The 13524-nt window shown below is 71.1% G+C and carries 12 protein-coding genes; 9 read left to right on the top strand and 3 right to left on the bottom strand.

Features of this window, described 5'->3' with window-relative positions; genetic code table 11:
• Positions 1-107 precede the first annotated feature (107 nt).
• The 4 genes from IO29_RS11865 to IO29_RS11880 all read left to right on the top strand — a co-directional run bounded on the left by IO29_RS11865 (position 108) and on the right by IO29_RS11880 (position 4067).
• Positions 108-704, top strand: a complete 597-nt coding sequence (locus IO29_RS11865; protein WP_030379341.1) for a M48 metallopeptidase family protein — start codon at positions 108-110, stop codon at positions 702-704.
• Positions 705-852: 148 nt separating this feature from the next.
• Positions 853-2601, top strand: coding sequence for a TerD family protein (locus tag IO29_RS11870; protein ID WP_030379342.1), 1749 nt, complete (start codon positions 853-855; stop codon positions 2599-2601).
• Between the two features lie 11 nt (positions 2602-2612).
• Positions 2613-3293, top strand: a complete 681-nt coding sequence (locus tag IO29_RS11875) for an AIM24 family protein (RefSeq protein ID WP_030379343.1) — start codon at positions 2613-2615, stop codon at positions 3291-3293.
• A gap of 18 nt (positions 3294-3311) precedes the next feature.
• Positions 3312-4067, top strand: coding sequence for an AIM24 family protein (locus IO29_RS11880; RefSeq protein WP_030379344.1), 756 nt, complete (start codon positions 3312-3314; stop codon positions 4065-4067).
• A gap of 88 nt (positions 4068-4155) precedes the next feature.
• Here the strand turns inward: IO29_RS11880 and IO29_RS11885 are convergent, their stop codons facing one another.
• Together IO29_RS11885 and IO29_RS11890 are read right to left on the bottom strand one after the other, a co-directional pair.
• Positions 4156-4683 (bottom strand): NUDIX hydrolase, encoded by a 528-nt coding sequence (locus IO29_RS11885; protein ID WP_030379345.1) that lies wholly within the window; start codon positions 4681-4683, stop codon positions 4156-4158.
• On the bottom strand, positions 4680-6176 hold the full coding sequence (locus IO29_RS11890) for a zinc-dependent metalloprotease (RefSeq protein WP_030379346.1): 1497 nt from the start codon (positions 6174-6176) through the stop codon (positions 4680-4682). The genes IO29_RS11885 and IO29_RS11890 overlap by 4 nt, the downstream gene beginning before the upstream one ends.
• A 207-nt stretch (positions 6177-6383) precedes the next feature.
• Between IO29_RS11890 and IO29_RS11895 the strand changes: the two genes are divergently transcribed.
• From IO29_RS11895 to IO29_RS11905, 4 genes are all read left to right on the top strand, one after another.
• Positions 6384-7493: an SDR family oxidoreductase gene (locus tag IO29_RS11895; RefSeq protein WP_030379347.1), complete on the top strand. Its 1110-nt coding sequence runs from the start codon at positions 6384-6386 to the stop codon at positions 7491-7493.
• A gap of 137 nt (positions 7494-7630) precedes the next feature.
• Positions 7631-8098: a molybdenum cofactor biosynthesis protein MoaE gene (locus tag IO29_RS11900; protein WP_030379348.1), complete on the top strand. Its 468-nt coding sequence runs from the start codon at positions 7631-7633 to the stop codon at positions 8096-8098.
• A 154-nt stretch (positions 8099-8252) separates the two neighbouring features.
• Positions 8253-8417: a hypothetical protein gene (locus IO29_RS38885; RefSeq protein WP_199806872.1), complete on the top strand. Its 165-nt coding sequence runs from the start codon at positions 8253-8255 to the stop codon at positions 8415-8417.
• A gap of 144 nt (positions 8418-8561) precedes the next feature.
• A complete protein-coding gene (locus IO29_RS11905) occupies positions 8562-9659 on the top strand; it encodes a YlbL family protein (protein WP_030379349.1) in 1098 nt (365 codons plus the stop codon).
• Positions 9660-9738: 79 nt separating this feature from the next.
• On the opposite strand, the gene IO29_RS11910 is transcribed toward IO29_RS11905, so the two are convergent.
• Positions 9739-10284, bottom strand: coding sequence for a PPA1309 family protein (locus IO29_RS11910; protein ID WP_030379350.1), 546 nt, complete (start codon positions 10282-10284; stop codon positions 9739-9741).
• Between the two features lie 184 nt (positions 10285-10468).
• Between IO29_RS11910 and IO29_RS11915 the strand changes: the two genes are divergently transcribed.
• Positions 10469-13492 carry a UPF0182 family membrane protein gene (locus IO29_RS11915; RefSeq protein WP_078618229.1) on the top strand — a complete coding sequence of 1008 codons (3024 nt, stop codon included), beginning with the start codon at positions 10469-10471 and terminating at the stop codon, positions 13490-13492.
• Positions 13493-13524 lie beyond the last annotated feature (32 nt).

A 13524-nucleotide genomic window follows, 5' to 3' on the forward strand; every position in this document is an offset into this window, starting at 1 on the left:
TCGTACAGGTCCTATAAGTCGTACCGGTTGCGTGGGCGAGTCCGGGCCACTCGCCAACCGCGTCCGGAAGGAGGACTTCCTCCCCGCGCAGCGGGTAACGTCTGGGCGTGCCCGCCGATCCACCGCACCGCGCAGCCGAACCACCGCGCAGCACGACGAGCCCGCCGCTGGGCGGCCCGGCGACGAGCGCGATCGAGGTGCGCAGAAGCGCGCGACGGCGCCGAACGGTCTCCGCGTACCGCGAGGGCGATCGCACCGTCGTGCTCATCCCCGCCCGGATGTCCGAGGCGGAGGAACAGCGCTGGGTCACCGTCATGCTCGACAAACTGGCCGCCCAGGAGAGCAGGCGCAGACTGGGCGACGCCGAACTGGCCGAACGCGCCGAGCGGCTGTCGGTGCAGTACTTCGAGGGCCGGGCCCGGCCCACCAGCGTCCGCTGGGTCACCAACCAGAACACCCGCTGGGGCTCCTGCACCCCCGCCGAGGGCAGCATCCGCCTCTCGCACCGCCTGCGGGACATGCCCGAGTACGTCGTCGACTACGTCCTCCTGCACGAACTCGCGCATCTGCTGGTCCCCGGGCACGGGCCCCGTTTCTGGCGGCTCCTGGAGGCCTATCCGCGTACGGAGCGGGCCCGCGGCTACCTCGAGGGGGTCGCGGCCGCCGGACGGCTGCCGCACCAGCCCGAACCGCCGGGCGCATAGCCGCGCGGCGGTTCCGCGGCGTCCGGCGGACAGTTCCGGACCCGGGCCCGGTTGTGTACCGGGTCTGTACCGGCTTCCTCCGATGTCGGACTTTGCCGTTAGCCTGGCGCGACGCACTCGCACTCGGGATGGGGGACGGTCGTTACGCATGGCCAGGGAATTCCAACGCGGCCACAAGGCCAGGATCAGTGACCTCACCGCGGGAACGGATCTGTACGTGGGCGTGCAGATCGCCGGTCCCGGACTGACGTTCGACATCAGCTGCTTCGGGCTCGACGCCGACGAGCGGCTCTCGGACGATCGGTACTTCGTCTTCTTCAACCAGCCGAAGACGCCCGAGGAGTCCATTCAGCTGCTCGGCGCCCAGGCGGGCGACACGGAGTCCTTCCGGGTGACGCTGGACCGGATCCCGCCGCAGATCCAGAAACTGTCGTTCACCGCGACACTCGACGGCGGCGGCCAGATGTCGCAGATCGGCCCCGGCTATCTGCGCATCGTCGCGGGCGGCGAGGAGGTCGCCCGCTACCCGTTCAGCGGCTCCGAGTTCAGTACGGAGCGGGCCGTCATGCTCGGCGACTTCTACCTCAAGGACGTCTGGCGGTTCGCGGCCGTCGGCCAGGGCTTCGACGGCGGACTCGACGCGCTGCTGAAGAACTTCGGCGGCGAGGTGCTCGACGAGGAGGAGCCGGCCTCGCAGCAGCAGCAGCCGCAGTCCGGCGCCGCCCCCGGCTTCGCCCCGCCGCCCCAGGCCGCCGCACCCCCGGCCTTCGGCGCCCCCGCCGCCCCGGCGGCACCGCAGCCCCCAGCACCCGCACCGGCCCCCGTTCCGCCCCCGGCCCCCGCGCCGCAGCCCGTACCGCAGGGCTTCGCACCGCCCCAGGGCGGCGGCACGCCACCGCCCGCCCCGGCGCCCGCGCCCCCGGTGCACGCCGCGCCGACCATCGTCGCGCCGCTGAACACTCCGCCCGCCGGCACGGTGCCGCCTCCCGCCCCCGCCCCGTACGCGCAGCCGCCCGGTCCTCCCGGCCCGCCGCCCGGCTACGGTCAGCAGCCGCCCGCCCCGTCGGCCCCGATGCCGCCCGGCTACGGCCAGCAGGGCCCGCCCGCGCCCCCCGGCTACGGGCAGCCCCCGCAGGCGCCGCCCGGCTACGGCCAGATCCCCGGCCAGCCCGGAGCCCCGGGCGCCCCCGGCGCGCCCGCCCCCTACGGCATGCCCACGGGCGCCCCACAGGGCGGCGCGGGCGTCACCGCCGCGCTCCAGGCGTACCGCGAGGCCCCCACCGGTCAGCGCTGGACGCAGCAGAACAAGAAGCTCGTCCGCGTCGACCTCGGCGTCGGCGGCCAGCCCGTGCTCGCCCGCCAGGGCAGCATGGTGCTGTACCAGGGCAAGGTCGACTTCGGCTACAAGGGCGCGGGCTTCGCCGGCCGCATCGTGGGCAACGCCACCGGCCAGGAGATGCAGCTCATGCGCTGCACCGGCCAGGGCCAGGTGTTCCTAGCCGAGGGCGCCGCCCATCTGCACCCCGTCGAGCTCCAGGGCGACGCGATCTGCGTCTCCGCGGAGAACGTCCTCGCCTTCGACGAGTCCCTCCAGTACGAGGTCCGCCGCATCGAGGGCCACGGCATCCCCGGCGGCGCGCTGTTCACCATGCAGTTCCAGGGCACGGGCACCCTCGTCGTCAAGACGCACGGCACGCCGGTGGTGCTCCCGGTGACCCCGACCACGTTCGCCGACTGCAACGCGGTCGTCGCCTGGTCCGCCGCCTCCCAGGTGATCGTCTCCAGCCAGGTGCGGATGCGCCGCAACGCCTACCCCGGGGACACCGGCGAGAGCGTCAACCTGCAATTCCGCGGCGCGCCCGGCAACTTCATCGTCGTCCAGCCGTACGAGGTCTAGGGGAGCCCGTCATGAACCAGCCACTCGCGGGCTACGCCCCCGCACCCGTCACCGCCCGCATGGAGAACCACGGCAGCCACATGCTCAAGGTCGCCATGCAGAGCGGAAGCGACCTCCTCGCGCGCGTGGGCTCGATGGTCGCCTACGAGGGATTCATCCAGTACGAGCCCAACCCGCCGGCCGTCCGGCAGATCGCCCGCGACTGGGCCACCGGCGAGGGCGCGCCCCTGATGAAGTGCTCGGGCGACGGACTGCTCTACCTCGCCGACTACGGCGCGGACGTCGTCGTCATCAACCTCAACGGTGACGCGATCTCCGTCAACGCCACCAATCTGCTCGCCTTCGACGCACACCTGTCGTGGGGTGTCGAACGCGTCAAGGGGCTCGCCAAGTTCGCCGGGCAGGGCCTGTGGAACACCAAGATCTCCGGGCAGGGCTGGGTGGCGCTGACCTCCCGGGGCACCCCGATCGTCGTCGACTGCGGCGGCGGCGAGGACGAGACGTACGTCGACCCCGACGCGCTCGTCGCCTGGTCCCCGAACCTCAAGGTGAAGGGAAAGCGCAGCTTCAAGGCGTCCTCGCTGATCGGGCGGGGCAGCGGCGAGGCCTATCAGATGGCGTTCTCCGGGCAGGGCATCGTCGTGGTGCAGCCCAGCGAGGACAGCACCGACCGCCTCCGGATCCGGGGCTGAGGGGGAGCGACACACACCATGCAGAGTTCTCTTTTCGCCCACAACGACCAGCAGAGCCAGGAGCGCTACAGCCTGCAGAATGCGCAACTGCTGCGCGTCGTCCTGGAGGGGCACGACGACCTCCTGGCCCGCAAGGGCACGATGGTCGCCTACCAGGGGCTCGTCGAGTTCGACGCCGAGTACCAGCACGGCGGTCGGCGGCGCGCGCGTGCGCACACCGGCGAGGGCCTGGACCTGATGCGCTGCCACGGCCAGGGCACCGTCTACCTCGCCAACCTGGCCCAGTACGTGCACCTGGTGGACGTCGAGCAGGACGGCCTCACCGTCGACAGCGCCTACGTCCTCGCCATGGACTCCTCGCTGCACCACGAGGTCATCGCCGTCGACAGCCAGTACGGCATCTCCGGCTCCGGCAAGTACCAGCTCAACATCACCGGACACGGCAAGGTCGCCCTGATGACCTCCGGCGCCCCGCTGATGATGCAGGTCACGCCCGACAAGTACGTCAACTGCGACGCCGACGCCATCGTCGCCTGGTCCACCGGGCTGCGCGTGCAGATGCAGGCCCAGACGCACTCCTCGGGGGTGTGGCGGCGCCGCGGCAACACCGGTGAGGGCTGGGAGCTCAGCTTCATGGGCAGCGGCTACGCGCTCGTCCAGCCCAGCGAGCTGCTGCCGCCGCAGAACGCGGTGATCGGCCAGGGGCTCGCCGCTCAGTTCGGCATGGGCCAGCAGGGCGCGCGCGGGCAGAACCAGGGCAACGTCTGGAGCTGACCCCGGCAGACAGCGGTAAGGGGCGCCCGCCATGGCGGACGCCCCTTACTCGTGCCTGGTACTTGTGCCCGGTACTCGTGCCCGGCCGTCAGAGTCCGGCCCGCGTCGCCTCCAGCAGCCGGACGACCGAGTCGTCCGCCACGTCCGCCACCGCGTCGTACGGGAACCAGCGCAGGTCGAGCGACTCCTCGCTGATCGCCTCGACCGCCCCCTCGGGGGCGAGGGCCGCGTACTGCACGTCGAGGTGCCACGCGCACGGCGTGTGGTGCCGGTCCAGCCGCACCGGCCCGCCCGGCAGCAGCGTCAGCCCCGCGATACCGGACTCCTCCGTCGCCTCGCGCAGCGCGGACGCCGCCAGGGAGGCGTCCTCGGGCTCGCAGTGGCCGCCCATCTGCAACCAGATGCGCAGCTTCCGGTGCAGGGTCAGCAGGACCCGCCCGCGTGAGGGGTCGATCACCATGGCGCTCGCCGTGAGATGCCCGTCCCGGCAGGCCTTCCACATGCCGTCCGGATGAGCCGCGAGGTGGTCCAGGTAGAGCCGGCGCAGCGCGTCCTGCTCCGGGTCCCGGTCCTCGTAGCCCTTGAGGACCAGGACCGCGTCGTCGTGCAGGCTCACTCGGCGCCGTCGCCCTTGCTGTCGTTCTCGCCCTTGCCGTTGCCCTTGTCGCCCTTGTCGCCCTTGTCGTCGGTCGCGTCCGCGGAGCCGCCGTCGTCCTTGTTCAGGTCGGGCTTCGCGTCGGGCTTGTGCGCCGCCTCGCCGAGCATCTTGTCCAGCTCGGAGAAGTCCAGCTGCTCGTGGTGGACGAAACCATCCGGGTCGTCCAGGTCGGAGGCGTTCGGCAGCATGTCAGGGTGCGCCCACAGCGCGTCCCGGCCGTCCACGCCGCGTGCGTCGGTCAGCGACGCCCACAGCCGGGAGGCGTCCCGCAGCCGGCGCGGACGCAGCTGAAGACCGATCAGCGTGGCGAACGTCTGCTCGGCCGGGCCGCCCGAGGCGCGGCGCCTGCGCAGCGTCTCGCGCAGCGCGTCCGCCGACGACAGGCGAGGCTTGGCCGCCGCGTGCACCACCGCGTCCACCCAGCCCTCGACCAGCGCCAGCGCCGTCTCCAGGCGGGCCAGGGCGGCCTTCTGCTCCGGGGTGTCCTCCGGCTGGAACATGCCCTGCTGGAGCGCCTGCTGCAACTCCTCGGGGTTCTGCGGGTCGAACTGGCCGACCACGTCCTCCAGCTTCGCGGTGTCGACCTTGATCCCGCGCGCGTACCCCTCGACGGCACCGAAGAGGTGCGAGCGCAGCCACGGCACATGGGCGAAAAGGCGCTGGTGGGCGGCCTCGCGCAGGGCCAGGTACAGCCGCACCTCCTCCATCGGCACGCCCAGGTCCTTGCCGAAGCCCTCGATGTTGAGCGGCAGCAGCGCGGCTTTGCCGGCCGGGCCGAGCGGCAGGCCGATGTCGGTCGAGCCGACGACCTCGCCCGCGAGCACGCCGACGGCCTGCCCGATCTGCGTGCCGAACATGGCGCCGCCCATCGAGCGCATCATGCCGATGAGGGGACCGGCCATCGCCTGCATCTCCTCCGGCAGGACGTCGCCCATGGCCGCGCCGACGCGTTCGGCGACCGGGTCCACCAGGTCCTTCCACACCGGCAGCGTCGCCTCGACCCACTCCGCGCGGCTCCAGGCCACGGCGGTGCCCGCACCCGACGGCAGGGACGTCGCGTCGTCGAGCCACAGGTCGGCCAGCCGGACGGCCTCCTGGACCGCCGCACGCTCGGCGGGGCCCACGCTCGCGTCCTTGGTGCCGTTCGGTGCGCCCTGGGCGACCGTCTGGCGGGCGATCTGCTGGGCCATGTCCCAGTTCACCGGCCCGCCCTCGTAGGAGAGCATCTGGCCGAGCTGCTGGAACGCGGCCCCCAGATCGCTGGGGTTCAGGGAACCGAACATCGCTGCGAACGGGTTGTCGGCGCCGGCGCCGCCGGCTCCGGGCGACCCGAAACCGAACGGATTGGCCGGTCCCTGACCACCACCGCTCTGCTGGTCCTTCTTCTTGCCCTCGTCGCCGTCGTCCGGCTCCTCCGGCGGAAGGCCGAATCCGAATGGGGTGTCACTCACGGGGTTCCTCGGCTGGTTGGGCCACCGGCTCTCACTCCGGCGGCTGGCTGCCCGACAACACCACCCAGCGTAGACACCTGGACCGGTTCGGGCCTCGGTGCGTCGCCGACTCCTGGGCTGCGGCAGGATGGATGCCACCCGGTGCGCACGCGTCCACCGCCTGCGTACCGTCGCGCTCGTACTGAAGACAACCGCTGGAGACGCCCGGTGAGTTCCCCAGATCCACAGGTTCGCGCAGCGCGAAACCACACAACCGGCCCGGCCGGCCGCGGCCCCGTCGTCGCGGTCACCGGTGCCGCGACCGGGGTCGGAGCCCTGCTCACCGAGCGGCTCGCCGCCTCGGACGAGATCGGAGAGGTGATCGCGCTCGACGAGCGGCGCGGCGAGTGCGCCGCCGCCCAGTGGCACGTCCTCGACGTGCGCGACCCGGCCATCGCGGAGAAGCTGCGCGGCGCGGACGTCGTCGTCCACCTGGCGCTCGACCTGGATCTCGAGACCGACGCGGCCGCCCGTACGGCCTACAACGTCCGGGGGACGCAGACCGTGCTGACCGCCGCCGCGGCCGCCGGGGTGCACCGGGTGGTGCTGTGCACCTCCGCGATGGTCTACGGGGCGCTGCCGGACAACGAGCTGCCGCTCTCCGAGGACGCCGAGCTGCGGGCCACCGCGGAGGCGACCGGGGTGGGCGACCTGCTGGAGATCGAACGGCTCGCCCGGCGGGCCCCGCGCGCACACCCCGGGCTCAATGTGACCGTCGTCCGGCCCGCCGTCCTGGTCGGCGGCACGGACACCGCGCTGACCAGGTACTTCGAGTCGCCCCGGCTGCTCGTCGTCGCCGGGTCGCGGCCCGCCTGGCAGTTCTGCCACGTCGAGGACCTGTGCGGGGCGCTGGAGTACGCCGTCCTGGAGAAGGCCGACGGGGAACTCGCCGTCGGCTGCGACGGCTGGCTGGAGCAGGAGGAGGTCGAGGAACTCAGCGGCATCCGGCGCATGGAGCTGCCGTCGGCCGTGGCGCTGGGCGCGGCGGCGCGGCTGCACCGCATCGGGCTCACCCCGTCGCCCGCGGGCGACCTCGCCTACACGATGTACCCCTGGGTGGTGAGCGGGAGCCGGCTGCACGACGCGGGTTGGCGGCCGCGCTGGACCAACGAGGAGGTGCTCGCGGCGCTCCTGGAGGAGGTCTCCGGACGGCACACGGTGGCCGGACGGCGGCTGGGTCGCAAGGACGCGACGGCGGCGGGCGCGGCGGGGGCGACGGTGGCGCTGCTGGGCGCGGCGGCGGTCGTACGGCGGGCACGCAAGGCGCGACGGCGGTAGACGGCCCGGGGGCGCGCCGGACGCCGGGCGCCGGGTCGGCACGGTCGGCGTCCTGGCGCCGGGGGTGCGCGGCCGGTGGCCGGGTGATCCGGTCGTACGTTCCCTGGTTGTCGGTGCCGTGCGGCACGATGGGGGGCATGGCTGGTATCCAGGAGCACCCCGGTGAGCGCGCGGCCGGGGATCCCATCAAGTTGCTCGGCATCCGTGACACGCCGCTCTCCGTCGACGAGGTCTTCCGGGCCGTGGGGGACGACGCCGCCGGAGGCACCGCGCTGTTCGTCGGCACCGTGCGCGACCACGACGGCGGGGCCGACGTCGACGCCCTGTCGTACTCGAGCCATCCGAGCGCCGAGGCCGAGCTGCGGCGCGTGGCCGAGAAGGTCGTCGCCGACTACCCCGTGCGCGCGCTGGCCGCGGTCCACCGGGTGGGGGACCTGACCGTCGGCGACCTCGCCGTCGTCGTCGCCGTGGCCTGCCCGCACCGCGGCGAGGCGTTCGAGGCGTGCCGGAAGCTGATCGACGACCTCAAGCACGAGGTGCCCATCTGGAAGCACCAGACGTTCTCCGACGGGACGGAGGAGTGGGTGGGCGCCGACGCCTGCTGATCCGCCGCCCCGGCGCGCGTGCCCGCCGCTCCCGCGACACGCGCCGGCCGCCCGCTCCGGCCGCGTGACCCACCCCCTGGCGTGCGCGTTAGCATGCGGATGATTAATCTGTTGATCAGTCAGTCGCGGACGCTCAAGGGGTTGGGAGGTCGGCATGGCGGCGCTCGCCTGGTTGCTGATTCCGTTCGTTGCCGCGATCGGTGCCGGACTGTGGGGCGGATGGGCCGGCCGGAACCGCAAGACCATCGGTGACGGTTCCGAACTCGCCGGATACGCCCGCTTCCGCGAGGCCATGGAGAAGCCCCGCACCGGGGTCTGAGGCCCCGCGGCGCACGGCCGGGCCCGCCGGCGTCCTCAGGGGCGTCGGCGCCCCTCGCGCCCCGGAAAGGGAGCCGGCGCCCCTCTCGCCCCGGACGGACGGCCCCGACGGTGCGCCTACAGGTCCGTCCCGTACTGTCGTTCCATGCCACGCCGCACCGCGACGATGCTCGCCTCCACCTTGATGCTGATCGCACTCCTGTGCGCGGGGGTGTTCATCAAAGTGCCGTACGCGGAGATGTCCCCGGGGCCGACGGTGAACACGCTCGGCGACCACGACGGCGAGCCGGTGCTACAGATCTCCGGGCACAAGACCTACGGGACGAGCGGTCATCTCAACATGACCACCGTCCGGGTCACCAGTGCCGACTACAAGATGAACCTCGTGGAGGCCGTCTACGGGTGGCTCGCGCACGACGACAAGGTCGTCCCGCACGACACGCTCTACCCCGACGGCAAGACGGAGGAGCAGTCCACCCAGGAGAACGCCGAGGAGTTCAGCCAGTCCCAGGAGAGCGCCAAGGTGGCCGCCCTCAAGGAGCTCGGTGTCCCCGTCGAGTCCTGGGTGATCGTCTCGACCGTCCTCAAGGACTCCCCGGCCGAGGGCAGGCTGCACGCCGGTGACGTGATCAAGGCCGTCGACGGCACGGCGGTGAAGGCCCCCGACGACGTCGCCGACCTGGTCACCAAGCACAAGCCCGGCGAGAAGGTCTCCTTCACCATCGTCCCCGCCAAGGAGCAGGCCGCCGCCGAGAAGGAGCACCGGAAGGCGACGAAGACGGAGAAGGTGACGATCACCACCGCCGCGTCCGACGACACGGGCGCCGAGCGCGCCATCGTCGGGATCTCCGCCGGAACCGATCACACGTTCCCGTTCTCCATCGACATCAAGCTCGCCGACGTCGGCGGACCGAGCGCCGGTCTGATGTTCGCCCTCGGCATCTACGACAAGCTCACCCCCGGCAGCCTGACCGGCGGCACGTTCGTGGCGGGCACCGGGACGATCGACGACGCGGGCAAGGTGGGCCCCATCGGCGGCGTGGAGATGAAGACCGTCGGAGCGCGCGACAAGGGCGCCCGCTACTTCCTGACGCCCAAGGACAACTGCGCCGCCGCCGCGGAGGACACCCCCGACGGGCTCACGCTCGTCAGGGTGAACACCATCGGCGACGCCCTCGACGCCCTGAAGGACATCCGCGGCGGCCACACCGACGACCTGCCGAAGTGCACCACCAAGGGATGAGCGCCGGCGGACGGTGACGGCCGGCACGCGCGTGCGCACGCGCGTGCCGGGCGGGAACGCCTCCGGGGAAGACCGGGCGTCAGTCCTCGAACGTCGACGCCAGCGCCTCCGCGAGACCCGGCACCAGGTCCGCCCCGGTGAGCACCTCCGAGGGCGCGTCCTTCTCGCGCAGCCGCAGCGCGGACTCACGGGTGCCGTCCCGCAGCACGGCGACCGTCATGCGCACCTCCTGCCGGTCCGGGTGCTCGGCGACCCACTGGTTCAGCCGGGCCTCGTCCAGATCGCCGGGGACCGCGGCCTCGGCCGACGGCGGCAGCATCAGGCGCTCCACCGTGAGCGCGCAGCCGGCCACCGCGTCGGGCCAGGCGATGGTGCCGAGGAACTCGTCCAGCGGCCGGTCCGCGGAGATCTCCTCCTGTTCGATGGGGGTGAGAGCGGTGGTGGCCGCGAGTTCGTCGTCCAGGCCGAGCTGGGCCGCGAGGGAGGGTTCCTGGGCCCGCAGCCGGGCGGTGTCGACGAGGGCGAAGAGGCGAGCGGGCTGGTCCCAGCCGAGGCCCGAGGCGTACTCGTCGATCTCGAGTACGGCCCGGGTGAGGGGGTTCGCTGCCATGGGAGTGTTGGACATGGTCACAATCCTCTCTCGTTAATCCCCGGATCCGGGAACCGGTTAAAGCATGAGTAAGTTGCATAGGTGAGGCCCCGCGATCTCGGGAGACGACCGGGGCCGGCCGACGGGGGTCCGCGCGCACGACAGAGGCGGGGGCCGACCGACCAACAGCGACTTCGAGGTGCACACCTTGGCTTTCCAGATGCCGGACCGCGGCGGAGGCCCGACGGGGCCACGGATCAGAGTGGGCCGCCCGTCCCGGCGTGTCCGGACCCTGCTGATGACGCTCGGCGTCCTGGCCGTCCTCGGCATGGCGTTCACCATGTTCGCCGGGTTCTGGACGGACTGGCTGTGGTACCGGTCGGTGCACTACTCGTCGGTGTTCACCACCACGCTGTGGACCAAGATCGGCCTCTTCTTCGTCTTCGGCCTCCTGATGGCGATCGCGGTCGGCGTCAACATCTGGCTCGCCCACCGGCTCCGCCCGCCGCTGAGCGCCATGTCGGCGGAGCAGCAGAGCCTGGACCGCTACCGCATGGGCATCGCCCCGTACAAGAAGTGGCTGCTGCTCGGCATCACCGCCCTGGTCGGCCTGATCGCCGGCGCCTCCGCGGCCGGCCAGTGGCGCACCTGGCTGATGTGGGTCAACGGCGTGCCGTTCCACCAGAAGGACCCCCAGTTCCATCTGGACGTCTCCTTCTACGCCTTCGACCTGCCCTGGTACCGCTTCCTGCTCGGCTTCGGCTTCGCCGCCGCCGTGCTCTCCCTGATCGCCGCCGCGCTCACCCACTACCTCTACGGCGGCCTGCGGGTCACCAGCCCCGGGGCGCACGCCACGGCCGCCGCGACCGGCCACCTCTCGGTGCTGCTCGGCGTCTTCGTGGCCCTCAAGGCGGTCGCCTACTGGCTCGACCGGTACGGCCTCGCGGTCAAGTCCAGTGACTTCAAGGCCACCGGCAACTGGACCGGCCTGAGGTACGTCGACGCCAACGCCTATCTGCCGGCCAAGACGATCCTGTTCTGCATCGCCGTCATCTGCGCGCTGCTGTTCTTCGCCACCCTGTGGCGGCGCACCTGGCAGCTGCCCGTCATCGGCTTCGGCCTGATGGTGCTCTCCGCCATCCTCATCGGCGGCCTCTACCCGGCGATCGTGCAGAAGTTCCAGGTCCAGCCGAACGAGCAGGCCAAGGAAGCGCCCTACGTCGCCAAGAACATCAAGGCGACGCGTGAGGCGTACGGCATCGACGACGCCGAGGTCTCCGAGTACGCGGGCAAGGGCAAGAACAGTGACGGCGACCAGCTCCGCGAGGACGCCGACGCCGCCGCGAGCCTGCGGGTGCTGGACCCCAACATCGTCTCGCCGACGTTCCAGCAGATGCAGCAGGTCAAGAACTACTACGCCTTCCCGACCAACCTGGACGTCGACCGCTACACCGGCAAGGACGGCAAGGAACAGGACACGGTCGTCGGTCTGCGGGAGCTGAACCTCGACGGCATCCCGAAGAACAACTGGATCAACGACCACTTCCGTTACACCCACGGCTACGGCGTGGTCGCCGCCAAGGGCACGACCGCCGACAGCAACGGCCAGCCGGTGTACACCGAGTCCGGCCTGCCCTCCACCGGTGACCTGCCGACGCACGAACAGCGGGTCTACTACGGCGAGAAGACCACCACGTACTCGATCGTCGGCGGTCCCCAGAAGGAGATCGACTACTCCGACGACAAGGGCGAGAAGGCCTACACCTACAAGGGCGACAGCGGCGTCAGCCTCTCCAACCCGATCAACCGGGCCGCGTACGCGGTGGCGTTCAGCGAACCGCAGATGCTGTACTCCGGGGCCATCGGCGACGGCTCGCGCATCCTGTACAACCGCACGCCCAAGGAACGCGTCGAGGCCGTGGCCCCCTGGCTGACGATCGACGGCGACGCCTACCCGGCGGTGGTCGACGGCAAGATCCAGTGGATCGTCGACGCCTACACCACCACCAACGGCTATCCGTACGCCTCCCGCACCACTCTGGGCGACACGACGGCGGACTCGCTCACCGCGGCCAACAACCAGCGGGCGGTGGTGGCCCAGCAGAACCGGGTCAACTACATCCGCAACTCGGTCAAGGCGACGGTCGACGCGTACAGCGGCGAGGTCAAGCTCTACCAGTGGGACACGAAGGACCCCGTCCTCAAGACGTGGATGAAGGCCTTCCCGAACACGGTGCAGCCGAAGAAGGAGATCTCCTCCGACCTGATGGCCCATCTCCGCTACCCGCAGGACCTGTTCAAGGTCCAGCGGGAACTGCTCACCCGCTACCACGTGAAGGACGCCCAGACGTTCCTCAGCGGCAGCGAGGTGTGGCAGGTGCCGAACGACCCGACCAACAAGTCGGGCGACGCGGTGCCGCCGTACTACCTGAGCATGAAGATGCCGGACCAGCAGTCGCAGGCGTTCTCGCTGACGACGACGTTCACGCCCAACGGGCGGGACAACCTCAGCGCCTTCATGGCGGTCGACTCCGAAGCAGGGACGAAGGACTACGGCAGGATCAGAATCCTGCAACTGACGAGTGCGACGGCCGACGGCCCCAAACAGGTGCAGAGCCAGTTCAACTCGAACTCCCAGGAGAACATCACCGAGTTCATCAGACAGGTGAGAAACGGTGACTCGGAGATCGAGTACGGCAACCTCCTGACGGTCCCGCTCGACGGGGGACTGCTCTACGTGGAGCCGGTCTACGTACGCGGTGGCGGACTGAAGCTGCCACTGCTGCGCAAGGTGCTGATGACCTACAACGGCAGAACGGCCTTCGAGAACACGCTGGACGAGGCGCTGGACAAACTCTTCGCCACCGACGGCTCGACGACCAAGCCGCCGGACTCCGACCAGGACACCACCACACCACCAGCGACCAGCAACCCGACGGTCAAGGAAGCGCTCAGCGACGCCCAGAAGGCCTTCACCGCCGGCCAGGAAGCCCTCAAGAAGGGCGACTGGGAGGCGTACGGCAAGGCGCAGCAGGACCTCCAGGACGCGCTGAAGAAGGCGGAGGACGCGCAGTCCGCGGCCGCCAAGAGCGGCTCGGGCGGCAGCAAGAGCAGTGCCGGCAAGAGCGGTGACAGCAAGAACGGCGACAACGGCGACACCAAGGAGAGCGACAAGAGCAGCAGCGACAGCAAGGACGGCGACGGCGCGAGCAGCGACAAGAGCGCGAGCTCGGCCGACGGCTGATCCGACGCCCCCCGCGCCGTGATACTGTGAAC

This window comes from Streptomyces sp. NRRL F-6676 (assembly GCF_000725625.1).
In the GTDB taxonomy this organism is placed as follows: Bacteria; Actinomycetota; Actinomycetes; order Streptomycetales; family Streptomycetaceae; genus Streptomyces.